This window comes from Ruegeria sp. K7 (assembly GCF_056531785.1).
This window is the reverse complement of record NZ_JBQFMJ010000003.1, coordinates 318,865-333,319: the sequence shown is the minus strand read 5'-3', so window position 1 is coordinate 333,319 and position 14,455 is coordinate 318,865. Positions and strand designations below refer to the sequence as shown.

The following is a 14,455-nucleotide window of genomic DNA, read 5'->3' as shown; positions in this document are numbered from 1 at the left end:
GAGCCCGAGCCGACCTTCTTGAGCCGGAAAGCTGCTAGCCTTCGGTAAGAGGACGCTCCATGAAATAGACATACGGCTGCCATTCGCTAGGAAATCCCTCGGAATGTGGTGCGTCCACGAAGCCGGCAGCTTCATACATTGATCGGGCGTGCGTGAGAAACTTCGCTGAAGAAAAGCGCACACGTTGATATCCGTCTTTGATCAATTGCTCGAACATGTGGCTCAATAGCTGGCGACCAATTCCAAAGCCACGACCATTGTCGTTCACGAACATGCGGTTAAACTCGGCAACTCCGGGACGCGCCTCGTTGTACATCACGCATCCAACCGGCTTGTCATCGAGCAACGCGAGAAGGATACCTCCTCGTGGTCTCGCATGTAGTGACGGGAGATTGCAAAGAATTGCCTGAAACCGGTCCGGGTCCATCGGGTTTCCTTCGGTTGGCCAGTCGGCTGGGTAGTTTTTCCAATGCCAGTCCAACCACTGTCGGCACAAGTCGCGGACTTGTTCGAATTCGGCCTCACTCGATGCCATTCGTATCAAGACTTCCATTGTTTCAGCCTGCCCACTTCAATCTGTTGGAACACGGTCAATATGATTCAGGCGTTCTCGCAAAGATCCCCTGCATCGATCAGGAGTAGGGGTTTCTGGCCGAGCGGTCTGCGGACAGGCTCTGCTGATCCCTTCGCACCAGAAGCTCAATGGCGTCAGCAAGATGTTCCTTGTCGATATGGTGATCTCCGCGAGCCACCCGGATGCGGTGCGCTTCTATCATAACGTCGGCGTGCCGGCAGCCTTCGGGTGGCTCAAAGCGGTACGAGGCCAATTCGATCCGCAGCCCGAGCGGATCACGAAAGTAAATCGAATCCATGAATCCGCGATCGACAGGACCGGTATGCACGACGCCGCGCGCATCAAGCCTTGCTGGGACCTGCCAGAATGTCGCTTGGCTGACTTTCAGGGCAAGGTGGTGCAGTGACCCGGTGTTTTCGGGAACAACGGTTGGGTCAGGCTTGCGGTCCTCATTTGTGAAGACAGTAATCAATCGACCGTCACCGGGATCGAAGTAAAGATGCCCTTCGTTCGGATTGTCGAGGTTCGGTTGATCGAAGACAAACGGCATACCCAATACACCTTCCCAAAAGTCGATCGAGGTTTGCCGATCCGCTCCGACAAGTGTGATATGGTGAACTCCCTGGGTTTGGATTTTTCGCAGTTCGTCGCTCTTTTCCATTTCCGTTACCACCCTGTTTTGTCTCTAGGTAGCACAGATCGGCAAAACGCGCGAACGAACCGTTGGCTTCGACTGCTTTGCGGACCATCTCACTTGGCGGATTGCCCTGGAAAAACTCAGCAATGTCCTCCGCAAAGCTAAGTCCGAGCCTATTTGCAGAGTTATGACTCGTTGACTTTCAACGCCGTTAGATGATGGTTGCCGCGAGGGCGATGGTGGAAATGTAGACTTTCGGTTGACTGCCGGATCGGGTCGCGACGCGTCGCGTGTTATTGAGCCAGCCGAACATGGTCAGGAAACTGTTGCGCCGAGTACATCGATGCTTGTCAAATTTCACGGCTTACTTGCCTTACTTTGGTCCAAGGATGAAGCTCTGTATCCCTTGGCCTTTCAACCCTTCTTGGAACCGGCCGGTTTAATGACCCCATTTACAAGTGGTCAGTCGATGTTGGGTGCGCTGTTCGGGAATGCCTTCGCGCAGACTTGTCCAGCGGACATGAACTGGTCGAGTGGGTGTTGCTTGCTTCTATAAAAGGTACGTTGATCATTGCGGTTTCCACTTCGCCGGTGAATCGCGCTGTTTTGCCCTTGGAATCATCGAAGGTCTTTCCACTCCAGACCCGCCTTTCACTGAAGTGAGGCATTCCATGAGGTGTGGGGAAGCAACTTTTAAGATCCACGATCTTGGCACCCGCCAGACAGAATAGATCAGACGGCTCCAATGCTGTTTTGAACCGTGGATCATGAGGTCAAACCGGAATCAACGGGTTCCGATTTTATGCCCCCCTTTGTCATACCGATTGACGCGTTACTATTATTTCTATATTTCATGAATTATGATAGAAAGAATCACAGAACAGTTGTCAATCCTGGGACACCCGCAGCGGATAACCGTTTTCCGCATGTTGATGCGGCGGTTTCCCGATACTGTGCCCGCAGGAGAGCTGGCAACCGAACTGGGCATCAAGCCCAGCACGATGTCCAACTACCTCAACGCTCTGCAGCGGTCGGGCCTGGTGTCACAAACGCGGTCCGGAACCTCTTTGCTCTATTCGGTTGAAATGACGAACGTGCAGCGCATGCTCGACTTTCTGATCGTCGATTGCTGCCGTGGCCGGCCGGATATCTGCATGCCCTTCACAAAAGGAGATGGTGCCAAGACCGAGCGCAAGTACAACGTATTGTTTCTGTGTGTCGGCAATTCCGCCCGCTCGATATTTGCGGAGTCGTTGCTGCGGTCCCTTGGACCGGATCGTTTCAATGTCTATTCCGCAGGAACCCAGCCCACCTCTGAACTGAATCCGTTCGCCGTTCAGGTTCTGAAGGATAAGGGACATGACGTTTCGTTCCTGCGTTCCAAACATATGTCCGAGTTTTTCGAGGCCGACGCCCCGGAAATGGATTTTGTCTTTACCGTCTGCAATCAGGCAGCCAACGAGGAATGCCCGGCCTGGGAGGGCCAGCCGATCAGCGGCCATTGGGGCATGGTCGACCCTGTCAAGGCGCAGGGTACCGACGCGGAAAAAGCGCTGGCCTTTCAGAACGCTTACGGCGCGCTCAAACGGCGCATCGAAACCTTTATATCGTTGCCGGTCGAAAGCCTCGACCGGATCGCATTGCAATCTGCTGTCGATGACATCGGCAGGAATGTCGCCGGGGACATGAAATGACGACATATGCTGTGAACGGCCTGGGCCGGATGGGAAAACTGGCGCTGAAGCCTTTGCTGGACAAGGGCGCCAGGATCGCCTGGATCAATGACGCAGTTGGCGACCCGGCGATGCATGCGCATCTGCTGGAGTTCGACACTGTGCACGGGCGCTGGGACGCAACATTTGCGCATGATGCGGACAGCGTCACGGTCAACGGGACGCGCCTGCCCTTCATCGGAACCAAAGACCTGAACGCCTTGCCACTGGACGGTGTCGATGTGGTGATCGACTGCACCGGCGTATTCAAAACCGAAGCCAAGCTGGCTCCGTATTTTGAGGCGGGCGTGAAGAAGGTCGTTGTTTCGGCCCCGGTCAAGGACGGCCCCACCGCCAATATCGTCATGGGCGTGAACGAAGACACCTATGACCCCGCCACGCATCACATCGTGACGGCGGCCTCCTGCACCACCAATTGTCTGGCGCCAGTTGTGAAGGTCATTCACGAAAACCTCGGCATCCGCCACGGTTCAATGACGACAATCCATGACGTGACCAACACACAGACCATTGTAGACCGCCCCGCCAAAGACCTGCGCCGCGCCCGGTCCGCGCTGAACTCGCTGATTCCGACCACCACCGGATCGGCCACGGCGATCACGCTGATCTATCCGAAACTGAAAGGGCGGTTGAATGGCCATGCAGTGCGGGTGCCGCTGCTGAACGCCTCGCTGACCGATTGCGTATTCGAAGTGGAACGTGAAACCACCGCCGAGGAGGTCAATGCATTCTTCAAATCTGCAGCCGAAGGTGAGCTGAAAGGTATTCTGGGTTATGAAACCCGGCCGCTGGTTTCGACCGACTACACCAATGACGAACGGTCTTCGATCATCGATGCGCCGTCGACCATGGTGGTGAACGGGACGCAGGTTAAGGTCTACGCGTGGTACGACAATGAAATGGGTTACGCACACCGTCTGGTGGACGTCGCAATGATGGTTGGAAACGCGCTGTGACCCAGCGGCCCGAAGGACTGTCGGCCTATATCGCGGTCACGGCGGCCTATTGGGCCTTTATGCTGACCGATGGAGCCTTGCGTATGCTGGTGTTGCTGCACTTTCATACCATGGGGTTCTCGCCGGTGCAGCTGGCATATCTGTTTGTCCTGTATGAAGTCGCCGGGATGGGCACGAACCTGGCGGCCGGCTGGATCGCGGCGCGGTTCGGGTTGGCATCAACGCTTTACGCGGGGCTTTGCTTGCAGGTCGCGGCGCTGCTTGCCCTGGCGCAGTTAGACCCTAACTGGGATATTTCGGCCAAAGTAGCCTTTGTGATGATCGTTCAGGGGGCGAGCGGGATCGCCAAGGATCTGGCCAAAATGTCTTCAAAATCCGCAGTGAAGCTGCTGGCGCCGGCCGAAGGCGACGGGCTGTTTCGTTGGGTCGCCATCCTCACCGGATCGAAGAATGCGGTGAAGGGGTTGGGTTTTCTGCTGGGGGCCGGGTTGCTGGCGACGCTGGGCTTTATGTGGGCCACGCTGGCCATGGCCATTGTGCTTGCAATCATTCTGATCGCAGTCTTCGTTCTGATGCCGCCCGGCCTGCCCAAAGGACGCAAAGGCGCAAAATTCTCTGAGGTCTTCTCGAAATCCGCCAATGTGAACTGGCTGTCGTTGGCACGCGTCTTTCTGTTCGGCGCGCGGGACGTCTGGTTTGTGGTCGGTATCCCGATCTATTTTTATGCCGTTTTGTCGGACGGAACTGACGAAGGCAACCGCGCCGCGTTCTTCATGATCGGAACCTTCATGGCTGTGTGGGTGATCCTGTACGGGGCAGTACAGGCCAGTGCGCCGAAAATCCTGCGCGCGGCAGAGCGCAGCGAGGGCGACCTGATCCAGGCCGCACGCAATTGGGCCGCGACCCTGTTCTGCGTTCCTGCGGCTCTAACGTTGGTGGTTCTGCTGTCCTCGGGTCCCGAGACATGGCTGACCGCGACGCTGGTTCTGGGCTTGCTGGCGTTCGGCGCGATCTTCGCCGTCAATTCCGCATTGCACTCCTACCTCATCCTGGCCTTCACCCATTCGGAGCGGGTCACGATGGATGTGGGGTTTTATTACATGGCCAACGCGACTGGCCGCCTGATCGGCACCGTCCTGTCCGGCCTCACCTATCAGGTCGGGGGCCTGCCGCTGGTTCTGGGAACGGCGGCGGTGATGGTCGCCGCTGCTGCTCTGACATCCGGCAAACTCACCGATTAGACCTCCGAGGCTCTCTCATGACTATTTTTGAACGCTACCTGTCCGTCTGGGTTGCCCTTGCCATGGTCGCAGGTGTCCTGATCGGCCTTGCCGCGCCCGGGCTGGTCGGGCTGATTGCCTCGGCCGAGGTGGCCAGTGTCAACCTTGTGGTGGCTGTGCTGATCTGGGCAATGGTTTATCCGATGATGGTCGGCGTCGATTTCGGCGCGGTGGCGGGCGTAGCACGCCAACCCCGCGGTCTGATCGTTACCCTGACGGTCAACTGGCTGATTAAACCCTTTACCATGGCGCTGCTGGCGGTCCTGTTCTTCGATTACGTTTTTGCCCCGTGGATCGAACCCGAGGATGCTGCCCAATACACAGCGGGGCTTATCCTGCTTGGCGCGGCGCCCTGCACGGCGATGGTGTTCGTCTGGTCTCAACTGACCCGGGGCGATGCGACCTATACGCTGGTTCAGGTGTCGGTAAATGACCTCATCATGGTCGTGGCTTTCGCGCCAATTGTTGCCTTTCTGCTGGGCGTAACGGACATCTCGGTGCCGTGGCAAACCCTGGTTCTGGCAACCGTGCTGTACGTGGTCCTGCCCCTGATCGCCGGGCTGATCACCCGTCGCAAACTGGGCTCGCAAGCGGCGATTGACGCCTTTTCAGCGCGTGTCAAGCCGTGGTCGGTCATGGGGCTGATCGCAACGGTCGTCATCCTTTTCGGCCTGCAGGGAGAGACGATCCTCTCGAAGCCGCTTGTCATCTTGCTGATCGCTGTGCCGATCCTCATTCAGAGCTATGGTATCTTCGCGCTCGCCTATGGCGCGGCCTATGCGCTGAAAGTTCCGCATCGCATCGCTGCACCCTGCGCCATGATCGGAACCTCGAATTTTTTCGAACTGGCGGTTGCCGTCGCCATCAGCCTGTTCGGCCTCAATTCCGGCGCCGCCTTGGCGACTGTGGTCGGGGTTCTGGTCGAAGTTCCGGTGATGCTGTCCCTGGTTGCTTTCGCCAACAGGACGCGCGTTTCGGTTCAACAGCGCGCAGAAAGCTGAAGTCGCAGTATTGAACGGGTGCGCAAAAAAAGCGCCGGATGACAAGTAATATAAGCAGGCCAGTCTTCGGACACAACGCGGTTGACCAAGTCGATGAAAGACAAGGTAATTCCTGAAAAACAGGTAATTCCTGGGTTCTCGGATACCGGGTTCAGAACCTGCGATTCAGCCCTACATCGTTTGGAGGTTCTGGACTTAACGATTTGTTCAGATATTTTTGAATCCGCAATCTTCAATTGCCATGAAAATGACAATTTGAAACTGAATTCAGCTTTGAAACGAATTTTCTTTGAGGTCCTCAGATGCTTACGTTCCCGCCGCAACCCCCGTCATCCTCTCCCCTCAGCGCAATTCAAGGTGACAGAGCTTACGGTGATGGCAACCCGGCGACCGTCACGACGATTACGTATCATTTTGGGGATTTCTACGATAAATTCGGCACTTCGTTTTGGACAGACGCATATAAGAACGAGTTCAAGCAGGCCCTTGCGGTCATAGAATCGGTCGCAAATATCCGATTCGTTGAAACAGCCAACGTCTTTGCCGCCGATCTTGTCGAGTATATCGCCCCGAGCAGTTTCTTTACTGGCCAGGGGTTTTCCCCCTATACGCTGGGATATCATTACTTCCCCAACTACGGCCCGTCTGAAGGTGCCTTCAACACCAACTGGTGGGCGGCCGGGCCGGGGGGCAACGGAACACCCGGGGCGTATTTTTTCACGACGATCCTGCATGAAATCGGTCATGCGCTTGGTCTTGGGCATCCGCATGACACGGGGTTGTCCACAACTGTCATGAGCGGGGTGACGTCGCCCTTCAATGACTACGGTACAAACAATCTGAATCAGGGCGTTTACACCGTCATGTCCTACAATGACGGCTGGACGCAAGTGAACGGCAATCTATCCCCATACGCGCAGTTTGGCGGATCGACCGGGTTGGGCGCGTTGGATATTGCGGCCCTGCAAGCTCTTTATGGTGCGAATACAACGCACAATTCCGGTAACACCGTTTATACTCTGCCATCAGCCAACGTCAGCGGGACAGGCTATCAGTCGATCTGGGACACAGGTGGCATCGATACGATCCAGAATCTCGGTAGCACAGGCGCGCTGATCGATCTGCGTGCAGCTACGATAGACTACTCAGCGACCGGTGGCGGGATTGTCTCCAACGTCGGTGGCGTTATGGGCGGTTTCACAATCGCTCAAGGCACCGTGATCGAAAACGCCACGGGCGGATGGGGCAACGATACGCTTATCGGGAACAGTGCGAACAATGTTCTGATTGGTACAGGCGGCAACAACACGATTATCGGCGGCGGCGGTAACGATGCGATTTTTGTTGCCCCCGGAACCGGAGCAGACACCGTTCAGGGCGGCGACGGCAATGATATGGCCATCGTCACCAGCAACAACGGCACGTTCTCAGGAGGGGCGGGTACCGATACCGTTCGATTTGTCAGCGCAACAAGCGGTTATCTGCTAATTCAGAACGGCAGCACCTACCAATTCAAAAGCGTCGCGAACGGAGCAACATTCTCTGTTTCGTCGGACGTGGAACAGTTTCAATTTTCGGATGGCGCGCAATCGTTTGACAGCGCCGGGGTTGTAGCGGCCATGGGTGTCGTGAACGTTGAAACGGTCGGCACGGTGCTTCAGCATGCAAATCAAGGGATATACGTACTGGACGGTGGATCGTCGAATGTCGCGCTGACTTACAACGGACAAGCGGTCGGCCAGAACACGCTGGGCGGCTGGCAGGCCATTCACGCCGAGGCCAGCGGTGGTGGCTATCGCGTACTTTGGCAGAACACAGACGGCAGTTACGCCGATTGGATCACCAACGGACAGGGGCATTTTCTCAATGGGTCGATAGTCAGCAACATCTACAGTCTTGAGATCGTATATGGGGCCGATATCAACGGTGATGGCACCACAGGACACGTGGCGATACCTATTGAGAGTAACGGGTCGACAACACTGTCCCTCTGGACCCAGGGCTCTTACCTTATCAACGGCAGTATCCCGGTAAAGCTGCAGGATGGCACCATTGTTGCGCCTGGCAGTCTGGCTGGATGGGATGCTGTTCAGGTCGAAGCGTCAGGTTTCGAGTATCGTTTGCTGTGGAAGAATAGCGACGGCAGTTATGCCGAATGGACCCTGAACAGCGCAGGTCAGTACAGCGGCGGCGGTGCCGTTGGCAACGTCGTTGATCTTGAGATCTTCTATGGGGCTGACATCAACGGTGATGGTACCACGGGGCACACGATAAACTCCATCGAAACCGCCGGATCGACGGATTTGGGGGCTTCGACACAAGGTATGTACATGATCAACGGGACCATTGCGGTTACATTGAACGGCGCAAATATCGGCCCCGGCAGTGTGAGCGGATGGAACGCCATTCATGTCGAAGCCTCTGGTGGCGGTTACAGGCTTTTGTGGAAAAACACCGATGGCAGCTATGCAGAATGGTATCTGGATGGTTCAGGTCAATATGCGGGCGGTGCCCTGGTTCCTGATGTTGTCGCCGTCGAAGTCTTTTATCAGTGGGATATCGATGGCAGCGGAACGGTCGGATTTGCCCAACCGAAACTGGCCCACCCCGATGCTCTGGAGCCTGTTGCAAACCAATTTGTCGCCGATCTGCTTCTGGCCGTCGATGAGGAAGATACGGACAATCTGGTCTTCGTCGCGGAACTGGAAGACGCCGAAGAAACGGAGCCCTTCTTCGAGACAGATGGCGAACTTGCCGCACGAAACATTTCGGAAACTCAGCCAGAGCACGGTGATAGCCTCGAACACCATTCGGAGGATGAGCTGGAAGTCTTTGACCCTCTGGAAGAAGATGCATTCCTGATCTGATCAGAGATCTGATTGCAAAACAAAAGAGAATGGCCGCCGTCAAACAGATGACTGCGGCCATTTTGCAGTAAGCGTAAAAAACCCGGGATCTGGCCTAAAAACCGCCCACTGAAATCAGGCGCGTTTTTCGCCGATTGTCGCGATACCCAGCACATCCAGTACTTTTGCTTCGATGTGCTCGGCATTCATTCCGGCCTCGGCATACATATCCGCCGGGTTGGCCTGATCGATGAACGTGTCAGGCAAAACCATCGAGCGATACCTGAGGCCGAGGTCGAACACCCCTTCGTCCGAAAGCAGTTGCGCAACGTGGCTGCCGAACCCGCCGACTGCGCCTTCTTCGATGGTTATCAGGGCCTCGTGATCCTCAGCCAGCGACAGGATCAGGTCCCGATCCAGCGGTTTGGCAAAGCGGGCATCGGCAATGGTCGGTGAAATGCCCTTGCCTGTCAGAGATTCCGCCGCCTTCTCTACCTCGGCCAGGCGCGTGCCAAATGACAGCAACGCCACGCGCGCGCCCTTCCGGATCATGCGTCCCTTGCCGATTTCCAGAATTTCACCGCGTTCCGGCAGTTCTACGCCAACACCTTCGCCACGGGGATAGCGGAACGCGATGGGGCCGTCATCATGGGCTGCGGCAGTCGCAACCATATGCATCAGTTCCGCCTCGTCAGCGGCGGCCATCACCACCATGCCCGGCAGATTGGCCAGATAAGCGATGTCAAACGAACCGGCATGTGTCGCGCCATCCGCGCCCACCAGCCCGGCACGATCGATTGCAAATCGCACCGGCAACCGCTGGATGGCAACATCATGCACAACCTGATCATACCCGCGCTGCAAAAAGGTCGAGTACATCGCGCAGAACGGCTTCATCCCACCGGCCGCCAGCGCAGCGGCGAAGGTTACGCCGTGCTGTTCGGCAATCGCCACGTCAAAACAACGGGAAGGATATCGTTCGGCAAACAGGTTCAGGCCCGTACCATCCGGCATTGCGGCTGTGACCGCAACGATCTTGTCGTCACGCGCGGCCTCTTCCACAAGCGTTTTGCCGAAAACCGAAGTGTAAGACGGCGCGTTGGATGGTGCCTTTTTCTGTTCGCCCGTCACCACGTCGAATTTCGCCGTCGCGTGCCCCCTGTCGCGGGCCTGTTCGGCCGGGGCGAAACCTTTGCCCTTCTTGGTCAACACATGGATCAGGATCGGCCCGGTTGCCCGCGCCTTGACGGTGCGCAGCACCGGCAGCAACTGGTCCATGTCATGCCCGTCGATCGGTCCCACATAGGAAAAGCCCAGTTCTTCGAACAGCGTGCCCCCTACGGCCATCCCCTTCAGCATCTCCTTGGCGCGCTTTGCGCCTTCACGGAACGGTTCCGGCAGCAGCGAGACCGCGCCTTTGGCGGCAGCTTTCAGATCATGGAAAGGTTCTTCGGCGTAAATTCGCGACAGATAGTTGGAGAGCGCACCAACCGGTGGCGCAATGCTCATCTCATTGTCGTTCAGAATGACGATCAGGCGTTTCTTCAGATGGCCGGCGTTGTTCATCGCCTCAAAGGCCATGCCCGCCGACATCGACCCGTCGCCGATCACGGCAATCGCGTCACCCAGACCTTCGGGTGTTACTCCGCCCAGATCGCGCGCCACGGCAAAGCCCAGCGCCGCACTGATCGATGTACTGGAATGCGCCGCGCCAAAGGGGTCATATGGGCTTTCGCTGCGCTTGGTGAACCCGCTCAGGCCATCTTTCTGGCGCAGGGTCCGGATTCGGTCGCGGCGTTCGGTCAAAATCTTGTGCGGATAGCACTGATGGCCGACGTCCCAGATGATCTTGTCGCGCGGTGTTTCGAAAACCGCATGCAACGCCGTGGTTAGTTCGACCACGCCCAATCCCGCACCCAGATGCCCGCCGGTGACGGAAACCGCCGAAATCGTCTCGGCCCGCAGCTCCTGCGCCACCTGATGCAACTGCGCGTCCGAGAACCGCCTGAGATCCGCAGGGCGGTTCACAAGGTCCAGCAGGGGCGTATTCGGGCGGTCAGACATTTGGCGCGTTCCTGGCTTAGCTGTCCCGGGCAATAACGAAGCGGGCGGCGTCCTTCAAGGTTTCTGCCTGCGGACCATACCCATCCAGCGCGGCACAGGCCTGATTTGCCAGGTCCACGGCACGAGCCTTGGCCGCGTCCAGACCCAGCAGCGAGACAAAGGTCGCCTTTCCGGCCGCCGCATCCTTTTGCAGGCGCTTACCGGCTTTTTCGGCGTCACCTTCTACATCCAAGATGTCATCAGCAATCTGGAAGGCAAGTCCAAGGGCACGGGCATATTGGCGCATCGGCTCTGGGTCGATCTGCGCCAGGCGCGCACCCGCACAGGCGGACCATTCGATCAGTGCGCCGGTTTTGCCCGCCTGCAGGCGCGTGATTTCATCCAGTGTCAGCGGCGTTTCCGCCGTTTCCGCCGCAATATCCAGCGCCTGACCCAGCACCATCCCCTGCGCCCCACTCGCCTTGGCCAATGTCACGGCCAGTTCCGCGCGCACCTCGGCGGTTCCGACCTCGGGTAGGGAGCACAACTCAAATGCCAGCGTCTGCAAGGCATCGCCGGTCAAAAGGGCAGTGCCTTCGTCCCATTTCACGTGCACTGTCGGGCGACCTCGGCGCATATCATCGTCGTCCATGCAGGGCAGATCGTCATGGACGAGTGAATAAGCATGCAACGCCTCGATCCCGGTTGCGGGCCAGATCGCCTGCGCGGCGTCAATTCCATGTAACCGTGCGCTTTCCAGTACCAGGAACCCGCGCAGGCGCTTTCCGCCCTCGGTGGCATAGGCCATCGCCCGGGTCACATCCAGATCGTCCAGCGCCCCCAGCACCAGATCGAACTGGTGCTGAATCCGCGCGGCATCCTGCGCCAGAATGTCCTGAAACATCTACAGACCTTCGACAGGGGTCGTCCCGGTCGGCTGCCCGTCGGCGTCCAGAGTGATCGCAGCCACCTTTTCCTCGGCCCGCTTCAGCTCGTCCTCGCAGCGCTTCTTCAGCTGCGCGCCACGCTCATACAGCGCGATGGATTGGTCCAGCGCCACGTCGCCGCGCTCCAGCTGGCCGACCACGGCCTCAAGCTCTTTCATCGCCTGTTCGAAAGTCATCTGCTCAACTGGGGTATCGGTCATCGTGCTGCCTTCATCAGTTCTTCCACATGGGCGCGTGTCGCCTCGGCCAGTGCGTTCAGATCATATCCGCCTTCCAGAGTCGAGACGATGCGGCCACCGCAAACCTCATCGGCGATCCTGCACAGTTCGGCCGTGATCCAGGCGAAGTCGGCGGTCGACCAGTTGAGATTGGCCAGGGGATCGTTTTGATGCGCGTCGAACCCGGCCGAGATAATGATCAGTTCCGGCTTGAATGCACGCAAACGCGGAAAGGCCTGCGTTTCGTAGACCCTGCGCATTTCAGGGCCGCCCGTACCGGGCGCCAGCGGAATATTCAGGATTGTCTCGAAGGCGCCGGTCTCATCCGGACGACCCGATCCGGGCCACAATGGCATCTGTTGGCTGGTGATCAGCAACGCGCGCCGCTCGTCCCAAAGCAATTCCTGCGTACCGTTGCCGTGATGTACATCAAAATCCACCACCGCCACCCGGCCAAGGCCATGATGGTCCAGCGCATGTTTGGCCGCCAGCGCAGCGTTGCCGAACAGGCAGAACCCCATGGCCGTGTCAGTTTCGGCATGATGCCCCGGGGGCCGGATGGCGCAGAAGGCGTTTCCGGCGTCTCCCTCCAAAACCATGTCCACGGCCCGAACAACCGCACCGGCGGCGCGATAGGCAGCGTCGATCGAACCCGGAGACAGAAACGTGTCCCCGTCAATCTGGGCAAACCCGTCGACGGGGCGCATTTTGCGCAGGTCGCTGATGTAGCTTTGCGGGTGTATGCGCAAAAGATCGTCATCCGCCGCCAAGGGCGCGGTCACCCGATTCAGGTCCAGGGGTTCAAGCGCATGCAGAATATGCTCCAGCCGTGCGACACGTTCGGGGTGCCCGTCGGGTGTTACATGCCCAAGGCAATCCGCGTGGGTCAAAAGGGCTGTTTTCATGGGGATCCCTTCTTCATCTGGCTACAAATACCCTCGCCGAAGGCTTCAAGTCGCCGCGCAGCGGCACTTCTTAGTCCGGCGCCAGCATGTACCCGGCCCCGCGCACCGTCTGAAGATAGCGCGGTTGTTTCGGGTCCTGTTCGATCTTGCGGCGCAGGCGGGTGATCTGCACATCCACCGCCCGCTCCTGTGCCTGGCCTTTGTCCCGGCCCAAATCCTCGACAAGTTTGGCGCGGCTGATCGGTTCACCCGGCTGGGCCGAAAAAATCTTCATCAACTGGCTTTCCGTCGCCGTCAGCCGTACCGGGTTCTCGCCCTGCCACATCTCTCCGCGCTCAATATCGTACCGAATGGGTCCAAGTTGCAAAATCTTGGCTGCGCTGTCCTGTGCAGGCGTGTCTGGCATCCGTCTCAGGATCGCATTGATCCGCAGCAGCAGTTCCTTGGGCTCAAAGGGTTTGGACAGGTAGTCGTCCGCGCCCGCTTCCAGCCCGGAAATCCGATGCTCGGTCTCACCCTTTGCCGTCAACAGCAGGATTGGTGTCGCATGAGTTTCGCGCAGGGACCGCGTCAGGCTGACGCCGTCCTCGCCGGGCATCATCACATCCAGAACGATCAGGTCAAAGTCCAGTCCGGACAGCACCCGCCGGGCGTGCGCCGCATCCCGGGCCGCTGTGACCAGAAATCCGTTACGCATCAGGAATTTCTTGAGGAGATCACGAATGCGCTCGTCATCATCGACGATCAGCAGATGGGCGTCCATTTCGCTCATGAAGTCGTATCCCGCAATTTCGTATATGCATGACGCATATCAGCATCCATCATCGCTTCAAGCACTTTGCGAAAGCCCGAGACCGCCTCGGGTCCGGCTTCCTTGTAAGCCGCGCGCATCCGAACGCGCTGCGCCTCGGACAGCGTCGCCTCCAGTGCCCTGCCATTCTCTGTCAGAAATAGGTGTCGTTCCCGTTTGTCCACTGTTCCGACCCGGCTTTCCACCAAACCGTCTTCGATCAAAGTGCGTAAGACCCTGTTCAGAGACTGTTTTGTCACCCCTAGTATGGCCAGCAGATTATTGACCGTTGTCCCCGGCGCGCGGTTGATGAAATGGATGGCCCTGTGATGCGCACGGCCATAGGCCATCTGCGCCAGAATGCGATCCGGATCGGCGGTAAAGCCGCGATACGCAAAGAACATCGCCTCGATCCCCTGCCGCAACTGCTCGTCAGTCAGAAACAGCAGGCTTTCTCCACCAAAGACCTGAGTCGGGCGGGTGTCGGACATATTGCGCCTCATTCGTTACTCGGGTTGACTTTAT

At 57.9% G+C, this 14,455-nt stretch carries 13 protein-coding genes; 5 read left to right on the top strand and 8 right to left on the bottom strand.

What is annotated here, in order from left to right; translation table 11 throughout:
* Positions 1-34: 34 nt before the first annotated feature.
* Both ACR0FE_RS08600 and ACR0FE_RS08595 read right to left on the bottom strand, forming a co-directional pair.
* Complete coding sequence (locus tag ACR0FE_RS08600; protein WP_480912401.1) at positions 35-553, bottom strand: GNAT family N-acetyltransferase; 519 nt, start codon at positions 551-553, stop codon at positions 35-37.
* A 79-nt stretch (positions 554-632) separates the two neighbouring features.
* Positions 633-1,217 (bottom strand): VOC family protein, encoded by a 585-nt coding sequence (locus tag ACR0FE_RS08595; protein ID WP_480912467.1) that lies wholly within the window; start codon positions 1,215-1,217, stop codon positions 633-635.
* Between the two features lie 854 nt (positions 1,218-2,071).
* On the opposite strand from ACR0FE_RS08595, the gene ACR0FE_RS08590 reads away from it, so the two are divergent.
* The 5 genes from ACR0FE_RS08590 to ACR0FE_RS08570 all read left to right on the top strand — a co-directional run bounded on the left by ACR0FE_RS08590 (position 2,072) and on the right by ACR0FE_RS08570 (position 9,048).
* Positions 2,072-2,905 (top strand): arsenate reductase/protein-tyrosine-phosphatase family protein, encoded by an 834-nt coding sequence (locus ACR0FE_RS08590; RefSeq protein ID WP_170807194.1) that lies wholly within the window; start codon positions 2,072-2,074, stop codon positions 2,903-2,905.
* The gene (locus tag ACR0FE_RS08585; protein WP_480912398.1) at positions 2,902-3,900 is read left to right on the top strand and encodes an ArsJ-associated glyceraldehyde-3-phosphate dehydrogenase; all 999 of its coding nucleotides are present in this window, start codon (positions 2,902-2,904) and stop codon (positions 3,898-3,900) included. Before ACR0FE_RS08590 ends, ACR0FE_RS08585 begins: the two co-directional genes overlap by 4 nt.
* Positions 3,897-5,141, top strand: a complete 1,245-nt coding sequence (arsJ, locus tag ACR0FE_RS08580; protein ID WP_480912395.1) for an organoarsenical effux MFS transporter ArsJ — start codon at positions 3,897-3,899, stop codon at positions 5,139-5,141. The genes ACR0FE_RS08585 and arsJ overlap by 4 nt, the downstream gene beginning before the upstream one ends.
* 17 nt (positions 5,142-5,158) lie before the next feature.
* On the top strand, positions 5,159-6,181 hold the full coding sequence (arsB, locus tag ACR0FE_RS08575) for an ACR3 family arsenite efflux transporter (RefSeq protein ID WP_480912392.1): 1,023 nt from the start codon (positions 5,159-5,161) through the stop codon (positions 6,179-6,181).
* Positions 6,182-6,483: 302 nt separating this feature from the next.
* Entirely contained in the window at positions 6,484-9,048 is a 2,565-nt protein-coding gene (locus ACR0FE_RS08570) for a M10 family metallopeptidase C-terminal domain-containing protein (protein ID WP_480912390.1), read from the top strand.
* Between the two features lie 114 nt (positions 9,049-9,162).
* On the opposite strand, the gene dxs is transcribed toward ACR0FE_RS08570, so the two are convergent.
* The 6 genes from dxs to ACR0FE_RS08540 all read right to left on the bottom strand — a co-directional run bounded on the left by dxs (position 9,163) and on the right by ACR0FE_RS08540 (position 14,421).
* The gene (dxs, locus tag ACR0FE_RS08565; RefSeq protein ID WP_480912387.1) at positions 9,163-11,091 is read right to left on the bottom strand and encodes a 1-deoxy-D-xylulose-5-phosphate synthase; all 1,929 of its coding nucleotides are present in this window, start codon (positions 11,089-11,091) and stop codon (positions 9,163-9,165) included.
* Between the two features lie 16 nt (positions 11,092-11,107).
* On the bottom strand, positions 11,108-11,974 hold the full coding sequence (locus ACR0FE_RS08560) for a polyprenyl synthetase family protein (protein WP_480912384.1): 867 nt from the start codon (positions 11,972-11,974) through the stop codon (positions 11,108-11,110).
* Complete coding sequence (locus ACR0FE_RS08555; RefSeq protein ID WP_170682639.1) at positions 11,975-12,217, bottom strand: exodeoxyribonuclease VII small subunit; 243 nt, start codon at positions 12,215-12,217, stop codon at positions 11,975-11,977.
* Positions 12,214-13,140: a histone deacetylase family protein gene (locus ACR0FE_RS08550; protein WP_480912381.1), complete on the bottom strand. Its 927-nt coding sequence runs from the start codon at positions 13,138-13,140 to the stop codon at positions 12,214-12,216. The genes ACR0FE_RS08555 and ACR0FE_RS08550 overlap by 4 nt, the downstream gene beginning before the upstream one ends.
* 70 nt (positions 13,141-13,210) lie before the next feature.
* A complete protein-coding gene (locus ACR0FE_RS08545; protein WP_170612542.1) occupies positions 13,211-13,912 on the bottom strand; it encodes a response regulator in 702 nt (233 codons plus the stop codon).
* Positions 13,909-14,421, bottom strand: coding sequence for a MarR family transcriptional regulator (locus ACR0FE_RS08540; RefSeq protein WP_170612544.1), 513 nt, complete (start codon positions 14,419-14,421; stop codon positions 13,909-13,911). Before ACR0FE_RS08540 ends, ACR0FE_RS08545 begins: the two co-directional genes overlap by 4 nt.
* Positions 14,422-14,455: the final 34 nt, after the last annotated feature.